Origin of the sequence: Oscillibacter sp. PC13, assembly GCF_900115635.1 — a bacterium.
Classification (GTDB): Bacteria; Bacillota; Clostridia; order Oscillospirales; family Oscillospiraceae; genus Oscillibacter.
The window spans coordinates 1-13,146 of record NZ_FOXE01000001.1; the positions used below are offsets into that span (position 1 = coordinate 1).

At 55.9% G+C, this 13,146-nt stretch carries 12 protein-coding genes and 1 pseudogene; 5 read left to right on the forward strand and 8 right to left on the reverse strand.

Translation table 11 applies throughout. The features are described from left to right. Positions 1-165, forward strand: a pseudogene (locus BMZ81_RS14195) (IS110 family transposase); the annotation flags it as partial. A 333-nt stretch (positions 166-498) separates the two neighbouring features. Here the strand turns inward: BMZ81_RS14195 and BMZ81_RS00005 are convergent. Then, positions 499-822: a hypothetical protein gene (locus BMZ81_RS00005; protein ID WP_091127552.1), complete on the reverse strand. Its 324-nt coding sequence runs from the start codon at positions 820-822 to the stop codon at positions 499-501. 1 nt (position 823) lies between these two features. Next, positions 824-1,117 carry a DUF2089 family protein gene (locus BMZ81_RS00010; RefSeq protein ID WP_091127553.1) on the reverse strand — a complete coding sequence of 98 codons (294 nt, stop codon included), beginning with the start codon at positions 1,115-1,117 and terminating at the stop codon, positions 824-826. Positions 1,118-1,268: 151 nt separating this feature from the next. Between BMZ81_RS00010 and BMZ81_RS00015 the strand changes: the two genes are divergently transcribed. Further along, a complete protein-coding gene (locus BMZ81_RS00015; RefSeq protein ID WP_091127554.1) occupies positions 1,269-2,495 on the forward strand; it encodes a dicarboxylate/amino acid:cation symporter in 1,227 nt (408 codons plus the stop codon). A gap of 90 nt (positions 2,496-2,585) precedes the next feature. Here BMZ81_RS00015 and BMZ81_RS00020 read toward each other — a convergent pair whose 3' ends face one another. From BMZ81_RS00020 to BMZ81_RS00045, 6 genes are all read right to left on the reverse strand, one after another. Then, positions 2,586-3,926: a M23 family metallopeptidase gene (locus tag BMZ81_RS00020; protein WP_091127555.1), complete on the reverse strand. Its 1,341-nt coding sequence runs from the start codon at positions 3,924-3,926 to the stop codon at positions 2,586-2,588. Further along, entirely contained in the window at positions 3,865-4,395 is a 531-nt protein-coding gene (locus BMZ81_RS00025; RefSeq protein ID WP_091127556.1) for an RNA polymerase sigma factor, read from the reverse strand. Before BMZ81_RS00025 ends, BMZ81_RS00020 begins: the two co-directional genes overlap by 62 nt. A gap of 151 nt (positions 4,396-4,546) precedes the next feature. Beyond that, positions 4,547-4,747 (reverse strand): hypothetical protein, encoded by a 201-nt coding sequence (locus BMZ81_RS00030; protein ID WP_143072710.1) that lies wholly within the window; start codon positions 4,745-4,747, stop codon positions 4,547-4,549. Between the two features lies 1 nt (position 4,748). Continuing rightward, entirely contained in the window at positions 4,749-5,858 is a 1,110-nt protein-coding gene (gene ychF, locus BMZ81_RS00035) for a redox-regulated ATPase YchF (RefSeq protein WP_091127558.1), read from the reverse strand. 746 nt (positions 5,859-6,604) lie between these two features. After that, complete coding sequence (locus tag BMZ81_RS00040) at positions 6,605-7,375, reverse strand: GNAT family N-acetyltransferase (RefSeq protein ID WP_091127559.1); 771 nt, start codon at positions 7,373-7,375, stop codon at positions 6,605-6,607. A gap of 278 nt (positions 7,376-7,653) precedes the next feature. Continuing rightward, the gene (locus BMZ81_RS00045; RefSeq protein ID WP_091127560.1) at positions 7,654-9,075 is read right to left on the reverse strand and encodes a S1C family serine protease; all 1,422 of its coding nucleotides are present in this window, start codon (positions 9,073-9,075) and stop codon (positions 7,654-7,656) included. 210 nt (positions 9,076-9,285) lie between these two features. Here BMZ81_RS00045 and BMZ81_RS00050 point away from each other — a divergent pair, with 210 nt between their 5' ends. From BMZ81_RS00050 to BMZ81_RS00060, 3 genes are read left to right on the forward strand one after another with little or no spacing between them, the layout of a single operon-like run. After that, a complete protein-coding gene (locus tag BMZ81_RS00050) occupies positions 9,286-10,893 on the forward strand; it encodes an NAD(P)/FAD-dependent oxidoreductase (protein WP_091127561.1) in 1,608 nt (535 codons plus the stop codon). After that, positions 10,890-11,873: a D-2-hydroxyacid dehydrogenase gene (locus BMZ81_RS00055; protein WP_091127562.1), complete on the forward strand. Its 984-nt coding sequence runs from the start codon at positions 10,890-10,892 to the stop codon at positions 11,871-11,873. Before BMZ81_RS00050 ends, BMZ81_RS00055 begins: the two co-directional genes overlap by 4 nt. A gap of 36 nt (positions 11,874-11,909) precedes the next feature. After that, positions 11,910-13,112, forward strand: a complete 1,203-nt coding sequence (locus BMZ81_RS00060; protein ID WP_091127563.1) for an iron-containing alcohol dehydrogenase — start codon at positions 11,910-11,912, stop codon at positions 13,110-13,112. Positions 13,113-13,146 lie beyond the last annotated feature (34 nt).

Sequence of the window (13,146 nt, forward strand, 5' to 3'; positions counted from 1 at the left end):
ATGCAGGCGCTCAAACTTACACGACCTCAAGACGACCCTGTCCTTCAATTCGTCCTAAAGAAGGAGCAGGAAGGAAAACCTTATAACGTAGCCAAGATGGCCGGCGTTAATAAGTTTCTCCGGATCTACTATGCCAGAGCAATGGAAACACTAAAGCAACAGTAAATCTAGATCTCATTATACAGGTTATTTTCAAATCCACAACCACTGTGGGTTTGGTTTTTGCACCCTTTTTAGGCTGTTGGAGCCTAAACTTTTTTATTTTACCCTTGACTTTTACATTAGCAAGATTTTACAAAAGGAGCACGTGAACTGACAGACACAACGGGAGTTCTTCTCTGGGACAGAGATAGACTTCTGAAAATGATGAATATTGGGGAATAGCAAAAAGCCACCCACCCACTTTTTCAAAAGTTGGGCGGTGGCTTTTTTTTAGTCTCAACTTAACAATTTTTCACTTAGCTGAATGACATTGCTCTTTATGGAGAGGCAGCTTTTCTACAGATCGTCAATATGCATCCGGTCCAGCTCGCTCTTCTTTCGGAACTTCTCCCGGCAGGCCCAGTAGATCGCAAGCAGAATCACCGTGGGGATGTTCCCCATCACCAAACATGCCAGCACCGGTCCCCAGGGAAATTCGCCATCATAAGCCGCCACGCCGCATACCATGACCAGTGAGTAGAGGAACGTCAGCCCCGGCAAAAGCAGCCCCGGCCATCTGCTCTCCCTCCTGGAGAGAAAGATCTGCAGTGCCACGGCCCCCGCCGTCAGAAGCAGCAGCACCAGCAGACTCACCCAAATCATCGTTGTTGCAATCGCCATGTCACGCTCCTCCTTTTTGTCTGCGGTATTCGCCAATTAAAATCTTGGCAGTGTCGAAATCCAGCTTGTCGTCCACCGCCAGCCGCTTGATCAGCGACACATACGAATCCGCCTCTGCCGTCTCACTGATGTGGATCTTTTGAATCAGCCGGTCCAGCCGCAGCCGCACCGTGGGATAACTGACGCCGTACAGCGCCGCTACCTCTTTCAGCGATCCTGAGGACAGGATAAACTTTTTGATAAAGGCCAGATCCTCTTCCGCCAGATCCGCCATCCATCCCGGTAAGGTTTCCATCCTCTCTCCCCTTTCATAAAATTAATATAATCTTTAATTTTATGAAAGTCAATATAAAATGTATATTTTCATTTTATTTGTAGACACTAAATTTCAATCTTTCCCCCGCTTCAAACGATGCGATTCCATACCGTTTAAAAGGAGAAGTACCATGGAGCGAAAAAAGCCCTCCCTGGCCGTCTGGATTTTTGCGGCGCTGGCCTTTGGTATTCTGGCCGGCCTGCTGCTGACAGAGGCCCCCTGGTTTGCCGTCGGCTATCTCCAGCCCTTCGGCACAATTTTTTTGAACCTCCTGAAATTTTTGGTGGTGCCCATTGTGTTTCTCTCCATTCTCTCCGGGGTCATCTCTCTGGAAGACATCCGAAAGGTTGGCGCCATCGGTGTGAAAACCGTGGTGTTTTATCTCTGTACCACTGCTGCGGCTCTGGTGCTGGCCTTGATATTGGGCACACTCTTCCAAAGCCATTTCCCGCTGCTGGAAACCAGCGGTGTCACCTATGAGGCGGCGGAGGGCGCCGGTTTGATGGACACCCTGGTGAACATCTTCCCCGCCAACATCATTACGCCCTTTGCTGAGTCCGCCATGCTGCAGGTCATCACAGCGGCGCTGCTGTTTGCCTTCGGCATTCTGGCCGCGGGGCCGCGGGGCCGCAGCGTGGCCCGCGCAGTGAATGATTTGTCGGAGGTCTGTCTGCAGGTCATGCATTTAATTCTGCGGCTCTCCCCCATCGGCGTATTCTGTCTGATTGCACCGGTGGTGGCGGAAAATGGCCCCAAAATTCTGGGCAGCCTGGGGCTGGTGCTGCTGTGCGCCTATCTCGGTTACGTCCTGCACATGGCGCTGGTCTACTCCCTGACAGTAAAGGTGCTGGGCGGTCTTTCACCCCTGGCCTTTTTCCGGGGAATGGCGCCGGCCATGGCCTTCGGCTTCTCCTCTGCCTCCTCTGTGGGCGCCCTGCCGCTGAATCTGGAGTGCGTGGAGGCACTGGGCGCCCGGCGGGATATTGCCAGCTTTGTTCTGCCTCTGGGCGCCACCATCAACATGGACGGCACCGCCATCTATCAGGGGGTGTGCGTGGTGTTCATTGCCCGGTGCTACGGGGTGGAGCTGACGGCGGGTCAGCTCCTGACAGTTGTGCTGACGGCCACCTTGGCCTCCGTGGGCACAGCGGGGGTGCCCGGCGCGGGCGTTTTGATGCTGACCATGGTGCTGGAGAGCGTGGGGCTGCCGGTGGCTGGCATTGGCCTGGTCATCGGCGTAGACCGGATTTTTGACATGGGCCGCACCGTGGTGAACATTACCGGAGACGCCGCCTGCGCTCTGGCGGTCACCCATCTGGAAGCCCGACGGACAGCGCGAGACCGCAGGCAGACCTGAACTGCCCGGGGCCTCGCGGCCGCCTGCCGCGCAAAAAGCCGCCCCGGCAAGTGCCGGGGCGGCTTTTTGCGAAGGGGCCAAATTTTTTATCTATCCCACCTGTAATGTGTTTCGGATGTCACTGTCAAAATAGGCCACAGGGTTCTGGGACTCGCCGTCCTGCCGAACTTCAAAGTGCAGATGGGGGCCGGTGGACATGCCGGTGGATCCCAGGGCAGCAATTGTCTGCCCGGCTTTCACCGTGTCGCCTTCCTCTGCCTCTACGCTCTGACATTGGGCATACATAGTCTCCAGTCCATTCCCGTGATCCAAAACCAGGTAGTTGCCCCGCTCTGCGTCAAAGCCCACCTCTGTTACAGTGCCGTCCGCCGCAGCCAGGATGGGGGTGCCGCGCTCCGCCGGAATGTCGATGCCGTTGTGAAATACCTGCTCCTTCCCGCCGGGCTGCCAGCGCCCGCCGTAGGGATTGCTCATGCTGATGGTGTTGGCTCCCCGAACCGGCCACTCCAGCCAGCGGCTCTCCGCCTCATCCACGGCGTAGACGCCGTAGACGCAGCTCTCGTCATCCCCCGCCAGCTGGGGCAGGATCGTGAGCGTGCCGTCGTCCTCATAGGCCGCCTTCAGCCGCCCGGTGGAAAGCTGATAGGTTTTGCTCTGGGAGCTGCCGTCGGCAAAGGTGACGGTGACGGAGAGGGCAGCTCTGTCGAACAGGTCGATATTGGCCCAGGATTCCTCCCGCAGGTCCATGGTCTCATCCACGATCATCTCCTCCGGGGGCACCCAGAAACCGTAGCTCACCGTTGGGTCGTAGTCCTCGGTCACAGTGTTGTCCAGTGCAGTCATCTCCGGCATGTACCAAGCGCCGTCCTCATTCTGGCTGATCGCCGCAGGGGTGAGTGTACCCTCGGCCATAGACTTCCGTGCCGCGGCAATCTCCCTGTCTGTCATATCGGTGTGCAGGATATAGCGATACAGCCCGCCCCGGTCGATGGACAGAGAAACCGTCCGGATGTTTTCTCCCGTCACACGGAACAGGCAACCGGTAAAGTCCCCTGTCTCCGGATTCGCCATTCCATCCCCGGCGGTGAAGGCCAGCCCGCCGTTGGCGTTGGGTAGGACGGTCTCCCCGGTGTCAGTGGCATAGGCCGTCAGGCCGAAGGACAGAGCTGGCACCAGCGCCGCCGTGCCGTCCCCTGTGCTGCCTGCTCCATCTGAAACCGGGCCGGCAGGCCGCAGCGTCACGGTGCCCAGCACCAGCGCCAGGGCACAGGCGGCGCAGACCGCCCCCCGCAGCACCGGACGGGCCCGGCGGGACAGCGGCCGCTCCGTTTTTTCCGCCGTCTGCTGCCTGGCCGCCGCCAGCACCCGGTCATTGAGCCCGGCCGGCGTGTGGATCCCATTCATCAACTTCTGATAGCGGTTCTCGCGCATCCTCGATACCTCCCAACAGATCTTTTAATTTCATACGTGCCCGCCGGAGCCGGGTGCGGACCGTGGCCGTCGGAACCTCCAGCAGCGCGGCGATTTCCTCGGTGGAATACCCCTCGGCGTAATACAGGTGCACCGCCGTTCGCAGTTTCTCCGGCAAATGGGCCACCGCATCCCACACCTCAGCCCTCTCGTCGGCGGGCTGTGCCAGGTCCGCCGCCTCCGACCAGGCCAGCACCGGCCGGCGCAGGCGGAAGCGGTGCAGGTCGGCGCAGCGGTTCAGAGTGGTTCGAATCAGCCAGGCCTTCAGCCGCTCGCCCTCCCAGCCCTGTTCCGGCTGGCCCAGCAGCCGCACAAACACATCCTGATAAACATCCTCCGCATCCGCAGTACTCTGCATCCGGCACAGGGCTAGGCGGTACACCATATCGCCGTGATGCTCCATGGCATTGCGCAGAAAGTATTCCGTCATGCAATGCCTCCTTTCGTCTCATTGAAAAGCGCTTTCATAAAGAAAACGTCCCGGCGGGCTGGAATGTTCCCTCATGTAAAAAAAATCCGGGCGTTCTTTTCCGATGCTCTATGCAAAAACCGGGCGGACGCCTGCGCGTCCGCCCGGGTCCTCACTCTTTGATTCCGTAAATCTCAAACCGGCCAACCAGATTCTGCACCGTCAGCTTCTGGGCCAGCAGCTGCTGATAGGTGACCCCGCGGTTCTTCCCCGCCGCGCGAAGCCGTTCCATGTCTGCCAGAATCTTGTCCCGCTCCTTCAGCAAATCGGCGTACATGCGGTCATAGGCCGCCAGGCGCTCTTCATTCGTCATCTCAGACATTGAACCGGAAATAGATCATGTCCCCGTCCTGGACCACGTACTCCTTCCCCTCGCTGCGCAAAAGGCCCTTTTCCCGGGCAGCAGCCACACTGCCGCACTTCACCATGTCCTCATAGGCAATAACCTCCGCCCGGATGAAGCCGCGCTCAATATCCGTGTGGATCTTGCCGGCGGCCTGGGGGGCCTTGGTTCCCTTGCGGATGGTCCAGGCTCGGCATTCGTCCTTGCCGTAGGTCAGGAAGGAAATCAGCCCCAGCAGGGTGTAAGAACACTTGATCAGCCGATCCAAGCCGGACTCCTCCACACCCAGTTCCTCCAGGAACATCTGCTTTTCCTCGCCTTCCAGCTCCGCAATGTCCTGCTCCATCCTGGCACAGATGGGCAGGACCTGGGCTCCTTCCTTTTCAGCCAATTCCTTTACCTGCTGGTAATACCGGTTGCCCTCCAGGTTTGTAAAGCCGTCCTCATCAGTATTGGCAGCGTAGATAATGGGCTTCAGGCTCAAAAGGTCACTGGTGGCAATCAGCGCCATGTCATCTTCACTGCACGCATAGGTACGTGCAGACTTCCCGGCATTCAAGTGCTCTGCCAGGCCCTTGAACACCTCCACCTCATGGAGGTACTTCTTGTCACCCTTGGCGGCCTTGGCGGCCCGGTCGATGCGGCGGTTCACCATCTCCAGATCCGCCATGATAAGTTCCAGGTCGATGGTCTCAATATCACCCAGGGGATCCACTGGTACGTTGGTCCCGGCATCGGCCACCACGTGCATAATGTTCTCATCGTCGAAGCAGCGAACTACATGGACGATGGCATCAGTCTCCCGGATGTTGGCCAAAAACTTGTTGCCAAGGCCCGCCCCCTGGCTGGCGCCCTTAACCAGGCCCGCAATATCCACAAACTCGATGACCGCCGGCGTCTTTTTGTCTGGCTCATACATCTCCGCCAGCTTGTCCAGCCGCTCATCCGGCACCGCCACCATGCCCACGTTAGGGTCAATGGTACAAAAGGGATAGTTGGCGCTTTCCGCACCAGCATTGGTAATGGCGTTAAACAAGGTGCTCTTACCCACATTGGGCAGGCCCACGATACCTAATTTCATAAAAAGCAATCTCCCCTGCTGTTATTTTCGACTGTGTATTGTATCATTCCCGGCGGAAAAGCGCAAGGGCGCAATTCATTTTGGCGCCTCTCACACCATTTATCTGCCAGTATGTGGCTGATCTGGCCGAAATCGTCCATACGCCGGTATACTAAATTCTTAAAATCTTAACACCTCTTAACACACTTTTTCTTCAAAAAGAGCAGTCTGCAGGAGGTGGCAGACTGCTCTTTTGCCTCGCAGGCTCTTTGTTCAATCCCCTCAAGAGTTTGATTTTTCAAGCCTTCTCCGCTATGCTCTTTTTATTTTTTGCCAAAAAAGCGCTTGCTTTTTCCCTCTTTATTGTGTATATTTATTTCGTAAAGAAGTTGTTAATTTTTTGCTTCTATCCGTTAATTTTTCATCAAATATCAAAAAGGAGGACTTACATATGGAACCCGGTGGTATTATTATTGTTGCGTTGTTTGTCGTTTTATTGGTTGTTGGTATTGCCAGCGGCCGGAAGAAGGCTAAAAAGGATCAGGACGGGGATAACACTACTCCCTGACCATGCTTTTTAGTGCCCCCCAGTGCGTTGCATCTGTAGCATCAGATGCAACGCACTTTATTGATGTCTTTTCCTACTGCGCAATGTAAAAGGAGCGCTCCGGTAAGTCAGCTGCCCATAGAGCAAAAAAACATCCCGTCCGTTTAAAATACGGAACAGGATGCTTTTGTCAATACCTGGTGAGCGGCAAACAGAACGTTTATGCCTTCTTTTTTATATCTGTATCATTCACTTCATAAGCCATGTATGGGTGTGAGAATTCATAGCCAAGCTTTTCAGCCAGGTGTACGGACCACAAATTCTGTGCATCCCAACTTGGATACAAACCTCTTCTTAAACACGCAAGAATCAATGCTGCACAGCATATCGTGGCAAGGTGCTTCCGCCTTTCATCTTCCCTTGTATCCACCTGAATTTCTATTCCCTCCCGATAACTTGTGTAGGAGGATGCCCCTGCAACAATATCATCGTTCTTTAAAACGACTATTCCCAAGCCATATGTCAGATAGGCCTCTTTTGATTCAAATGCCGAGACGAAGTCCTCTGACCACTTGTTTTCTTTACACTGGTCGTACAACTCCCCATCGATAAACCGCAAACGATATTCCTCCGGAAGCTCCTTCATCAGTTTCATAAGATGTTCTTTATCAAATATGGCATTCTTTTTCATGGCATATCTGGTCACTTGTTTGGCACTTTCCGGGAAGCATGCCTCAATCATGTTTGCCCATTCGTCATTTTGTGGAACCATGATGATAAATCCGCCGGGCTTGCTCTTCACCAGCTCCCTGCAAGGCTCTCCGGCATAAAACGCAAAAGCGCCAACCCATGCCATAACCGATTTCGGATGTTCCCGATCCACCACATACAGCTTTCCCATCACCTGCTGCATACAGGAGTCAATCAGGGTTTCCTTCCAATCACCAAATAGGCCTTTTGCCGCGGCGCTATCTATCAGCTCATATACCATCTGTGCACTTCTCTTCTCTGCAAACCGTGGTTTGCCGTTCTTTTCCCGATAGTATAGCACAGCCGACTAGCCGACGCAACGGCTTGATATCCCGCCGCACAATGCGATACGTAAATCGTCGGCAGGCAAAATGCCTGCCGACGAAAATGGTCTTGTGGATACCCACCGCGATGTGCTTTTCTATTCTAAAATTCCGGATGCCTGTCGCAGGGCGGCTTTTTGCCTTGCCGCAGCGAATGCCGCGAAGCCGCCGCCAAGCACCTGGAACTGTTTTCGGATCACGCCGCCTTCTTCAGGCTGCTGCCGTTGTAGCCGCCGCCAAAGAAGTAATTGAATAAGTCATAAGGATTGGTCGTTCCGCCGCCATAGGAATTGCTGTCATTTTGCTGGCTCTCCTGCTGGTTTTCCTGCGCAGAGGTCTGCTGTTCAGCCGGGAGGGAATCCCATGTCACTTCCACCGTGATCGGCTCCCCCTGCCGGTCAACGGCAAAGGTCGTGGTGTCGCCGGCTGCATACTGTTTCTTAACAGCCGTCAGATCTTCCATGGTCGTAATTTCGGTGTCTCCTACCTTGGTGATCACATCTCCCATCCGGAGGCCTGCCTTATCCGCAGCGCTTCCCTCCTCAACGGAGTAGACGAAAACACCTTCCGTAATATCATAGCGGTATTGTGCCGCCATCTGTTCGCTCATAGAGCCGCCGGTGATGCCGAGATAGGGCTTATTGGTCACATAGCCGTTGGTCATAATGTCCTGGATCATGGCCAGCACGTCATTTATGGGGATTGCAAAACCCAGCCCCTCCACGGATTCGTTCGAATAGCTGGAGTACTTGGCAGAGACAATACCAACCACCTCGCCGTACTGGTTAAACAGCGGGCCGCCGGAGTTTCCGGGATTGATGGAGGTGTCCGTCTGGATCATGTTAAAGGGCGTGCCGTCCACGTTGATAGCCCGGTTCACACTGGAAACCATGCCGCCGCTCATGGAGAAGGTCAGTTCCCCCAGCGGATTGCCAATGGCCAGCACATGGTCGCCTACATTTAAGGTGTCACTCTTTCCAAGCGTCACTGGCTGCAGGTCTGCGGCATTTACCTTGATCACCGCAATGTCATAGTCCTCGTCGCCGCCGATAATCGTTGCGTCATAGGTGTCGCCGTTATACAGCGTTACCTTCACTGCGTTGGCCCCGTCAATCACATGGTGGTTGGTGACGATAAAGCCATCGGTTGTCAGGATAAATCCGGAACCGGCAGATGCCGTCTGCACCGGCTGCCCAAAAATATTTGTGCCGGAGGTTCCGGTGGTGTTGATAGACACCACGCTGTTGACATTGGCGGCGTAAACCTCCGCGTCTGTCATCAGAGTCTTTCCATCCACTTGATTGATGGATACGCTGGTAGCCGGGCGGCCGCTCATATTGACAGTGGCCTCGTTTCCACTGCGGCTGGCCCCCCAAACGATCCCACCGCCCACAGCGCCGCCAAGCAGTGCACAGCACAGGGCCAAGGCCGTAATTTTCAGGCCAACTCGATTCTTTTTCACTGGCTTCATCTCCTGCACAGGCTGATGGTATCCGCCCTGCGCCTGATAGGCATTGATTTGAGCATCCACAGTGGCGCGGGCATCGGCTTTTTCCGTAGTCTCACTGCCATCTTTCCGGTAGGTGTAGTGATACAGGTTGTTCTCATCGTTATACATAATTGATTCCTCCTATTATGTATCCCGTTCATCCGTTTGTTAGAACAAATGATACAGGTTATTTATGTCGGAAGTGTGACGATTGTGTGCCGGAATTTTTAATTTTGCCGGCCGGAGAAATTCGTCTTCTTTTCAAGGTCCTCTCCTTGAACCTTTGGCTGAAGTATAGTATTCTTATCTTAAAAGCGTCTGAAAGGAACTTTGAATAAGTTGTTAAGAATTGAAAACATCAAGCTTTCACCCGAGGCCGATATGTCCGCTCTCGCCGCTGAAGCCGCCCGCATTCTGAAGATTCGGGAAAAGGAGCTTCTCTCTTTTCGAATTCTCCGCCGCAGTGTAGATGCCCGGGACGGTGTCTTCCGGGTATACACGGTGGAGGCCTCTGTCAAAGAGGAACGTGCTGTTCTGAAGCGCTGTCACAGCAAAAAAGTCTCCCTTTCGGAGGCAAAACCCGGCTATACGCCGCCGGCCCTCCTGCCTGCGCCGGAAATTCCACCAGTGGTGGTGGGAGCCGGGCCGGCAGGCCTGTTTGCCGCACTTATCCTGGCACAGTCAGGCCTTCGACCCATTCTGCTGGAGCGCGGCCGGAGTGTGGAGGCACGGAAGGCCGATGTGGAATCCTTCTGGCGAACCGGCGTGCTGGATCCGTCCAGCAACGTCCAGTTCGGCGAGGGCGGCGCCGGGGCCTTTTCTGACGGGAAGCTGAATACCGGCACAAAAGATGTCCGCCACCGCTGGATTCTGGAAACGCTGGTGTCCTGCGGCGCACCGGAGGACATTCTGATGGATGCAAAGCCCCATGTGGGCACCGATATGCTGCACATCGCTCTGGTCAACCTGCGGAAAAGGCTGCTGGAGCTGAGTACGGATATCCGCTTTGAAAGCCAGTTGACGGATTTGAATATTCAAGAGGGGTGTCTTGCCGGGATCACCGTGACAGGCCCCCGGGGCACTTATTCCATTCCCTGCCGCCGAATGGTACTGTGTCCCGGCCACTCTGCCCGGGACACCTTTGCCATGCTGCACGAAAGAACTGTCACCATGGAAGCCAAGCCCTTTGCCGTAGGTGTCCGGATTGAACACCGGCAAAAAGAAATCGACGCCGCCCAGTACAAGCAGTATGCCGGGCACCTCGGTCTTCCCGCGGCGTCTTATAAGCTGTCCTGCCATCTGCCTGGCGGCCGATCTGCCTTCTCCTTCTGTGTCTGCCCCGGCGGAGAGGTGGTTGCCGCCGCTTCCGAGGCCGGCCGGGTCGTAACCAACGGCATGAGCGAATTTGCCCGGGACAAGGAGAATATCAATGGTGCCCTGCTGGTAAATGTGACACCGGAGGATTTTGGCGGCGACCGGAATCCACTGGCGGGCATCGCCTTCCAGCGCCGTCTGGAGGAGGCGGCCTTTTCTCTTGGCGGCGGCGGATATGCCGCCCCCTGCCAGCGGGTGGAGGACTTTCTGGCCGGCCGGCCCTCCACCGGGCCGGGCAGCGTCCATCCCAGCTACCGGCCAGCTGTCGCTTGGGCGGATCTGCACCAGTGCCTGCCTCCGTTTGTGGCAGATAGCCTTGCAGAGGCTTTGCCCATACTGGGGCGGAAGCTCCAGGGATACGACAGTCCGGACGCCCTGCTGACAGCTGTAGAGAGCCGCAGTTCCTCTCCGGTCCGCATCCCGCGGGATGCAGACGGCCAATCGTCTGTTCGCGGCCTTTATCCCTGCGGTGAGGGGGCCGGATATGCCGGCGGTATTTTGTCTGCCGCTGCGGACGGAATGCGGGCTGCGGAACAAATCTGTTCATTTTTTAAAGGAGGTTCCTGTCTATGAGCCGAAACATTTGTGTCTATCTCAATTTTCTTACGGAGGCCCACCGGGAAAAAATTCAAAAGGCCGCTGCCCGTGCAGGATTTCAGGTTCGTTTTTTTGTCAAGGGCCAGTTTGAAGCGGCCCGGGACTGGGTTCAGACGTGCGAAATCCTGTATTCCAATTCGCCCCGCCTGCTGAAAGCCTCTCCTGCTGCGCTGCGGTGGTACTGCTGCTCCTCCGCCGGAGTAGATCCCTATTGCAGGGATGTCAGCCTCTTCCCCACCCCTGACTGCATGCTGACCAATTCCAACGTCTACGGCGCCACAATTGCGGAGCATGTGGTGATGGTACTGCTGATGATGCTGCGCCGGATGCCGGAGTATGAGAAGATAATGGCCGGCCGCAGCTGGTCCCCCTCAGATCCCCTTTCCCCCATCCGCTCCATCCGGGACAATACGTTCACCATTCTTGGCACCGGCGACATCGGCAGTCACGTGGCCAGCAGCCTGAAGGGACTGGGCGCTGCTAAAGTCACCGGCCTTTGCCGCAGCGGGTACTCCTCCAATCCCGTTTGGGATGAGGTGCTCCCCATCAGCGCACTGGATGACGTTTTGCCCCGGACAAAAAATCTGGTGATGGCCCTGCCAAGTACACCAGAAACGGTTGGCATTCTGAGCCGGGCACGCATTGCCCGCCTGCCTTCGGACGCCTATCTCGTTAATGTGGGCCGCGGTACAGCCATTGACCAGGAGGCCCTGGCGGATGCGCTGAACAGCGGCGCTCTGGCTGGAGCCGCTCTGGACGTAATGGTGCCGGAGCCGCTGCCTCAGGATCATCCTCTATGGGAAACCAAAAACCTGATTTTAACACCTCATGTCTCCGGGAACATGACGCTGGGCTACACCTGCGACGCCAATGTGGACGCCTTTTGTGCCGATCTGGAAAACTATGCAGCGGGCCGCCCCCTGGCAGGATTGGTAGACCGCAGCCGCGGATATTGATTTCAGTGATTGAGTGAATAGAAACGAGGTTTCTGCATGAACGCATTTACATTTTACTCTCCCACTCTGTTCGCCTTTGGTGACGGAGAAGAGAACCGTACCGGTGAACTGGTCCGTCGGTTCGGCGGCACAAAAGTGCTTTTGATCTACGGCGGCGGTTCTGTAAAGCGCAACGGTGCCTATGACGCCGTGATATCCTCTCTGAAGAATGCAGGCCTTCCCTGGCTGGAGTTGTCCGGTATCCAGGCCAATCCCCGCAGCGGCAAGGTCTATGAAGGTATTGATCTGGTTCGGAAGGAGGGTGCAGATTTCCTGCTGGCTCTGGGCGGCGGCAGTGTCATCGACACTGCCAAGGCCATCGGCGTGGGCGGGGTGTATGATGGGGACTTCTGGGATTACTTCACCGGAACGGCTCCTACCATCACAGATACCATTCCGGTCGGCGTGGTGCTGACCATTTCTGCGGCTGGCAGCGAAGGATCGAATAGCTGCGTCATCACACTGGAGGACGGCAATAAAAAGTGGTCTATGCAGAAGCAGGATATTGTCCGTCCCAAATTCGCGGTGATGAATCCCCGGTTTACCTGCTCTCTGCCTCCCTATCAAACCGCCAGCGGCGCCGTGGACATGTTTGCCCATGTCTGTGAGCGATATTTTACCAACACGCCGGATGTCGCACTGACAGACCGGCTGTGTGAGGCGCTGTTCCAAACCATTCTGGACGCTGCCCCTAAGGCACTGGCCGCTCCGGACTGCTATGCCGCCCGGGCGGATTTGATGTGGGCCGGTATGCTGGCCCACAACAATCTCTGCGGCACTGGCCGCGTTCAGGATTGGGCCAGCCACCAGATTGAACACGAGCTCTCCGCCTTTTACGACTGTGCCCACGGCGCAGGCTTGGCCGTAATCCTACCCGCTTGGATGCGGTATGTGCTGCCTCATAATCCCCTGCGCTTCGCTCAGTTTGCGGTCCGAGTTTTTCACTGTGAGATGGACTTTTCCCATCCGGAGGACACCGCCCTTGAGGGGATTCGCCGCATGACTGCCTTCTTCCGCTCTCTTGGAATGCCCACCACACTCGGGGAAATCGGCGCCGCCGTTTCAGATATTCCCGCCATGGTAGCCCATCGCGGAGAAAAGGCCGATGGCTTTCCGTTCGGTGGTTTCGTCAAAATCGGGCCTGAGGAAATGCGGGCCATTTTAGAACTTGCCGCGGAACCCATTTCTTCGGTATCATAAAAAGAGAGCCATTCGGCTCTCTTTTTTGATCGCT

Excerpts from the sequence above, each read along its gene's own strand:
- BMZ81_RS00010 (WP_091127553.1), bottom strand. The coding sequence starts at position 1,117 with ATGGAAACCTTACCGGGATGGATGGCGGATCTGGCGGAAGAGGATCTG.
- BMZ81_RS00005 (WP_091127552.1), bottom strand. The coding sequence starts at position 822 with ATGGCGATTGCAACAACGATGATTTGGGTGAGTCTGCTGGTGCTGCTG.
- BMZ81_RS00020 (WP_091127555.1), bottom strand. The coding sequence starts at position 3,926 with ATGCGCGAGAACCGCTATCAGAAGTTGATGAATGGGATCCACACGCCG.
- BMZ81_RS00015 (WP_091127554.1), top strand. The coding sequence starts at position 1,269 with ATGGAGCGAAAAAAGCCCTCCCTGGCCGTCTGGATTTTTGCGGCGCTG.
- BMZ81_RS00040 (WP_091127559.1), bottom strand. The coding sequence starts at position 7,375 with ATGGTATATGAGCTGATAGATAGCGCCGCGGCAAAAGGCCTATTTGGT.
- BMZ81_RS00060 (WP_091127563.1), top strand. The coding sequence starts at position 11,910 with ATGAACGCATTTACATTTTACTCTCCCACTCTGTTCGCCTTTGGTGAC.
- BMZ81_RS00025 (WP_091127556.1), bottom strand. The coding sequence starts at position 4,395 with ATGACGGAATACTTTCTGCGCAATGCCATGGAGCATCACGGCGATATG.
- BMZ81_RS00045 (WP_091127560.1), bottom strand. The coding sequence starts at position 9,075 with ATGTATAACGATGAGAACAACCTGTATCACTACACCTACCGGAAAGAT.
- BMZ81_RS00030 (WP_143072710.1), bottom strand. The coding sequence starts at position 4,747 with ATGACGAATGAAGAGCGCCTGGCGGCCTATGACCGCATGTACGCCGAT.
- ychF (WP_091127558.1), bottom strand. The coding sequence starts at position 5,858 with ATGAAATTAGGTATCGTGGGCCTGCCCAATGTGGGTAAGAGCACCTTG.
- BMZ81_RS00055 (WP_091127562.1), top strand. The coding sequence starts at position 10,890 with ATGAGCCGAAACATTTGTGTCTATCTCAATTTTCTTACGGAGGCCCAC.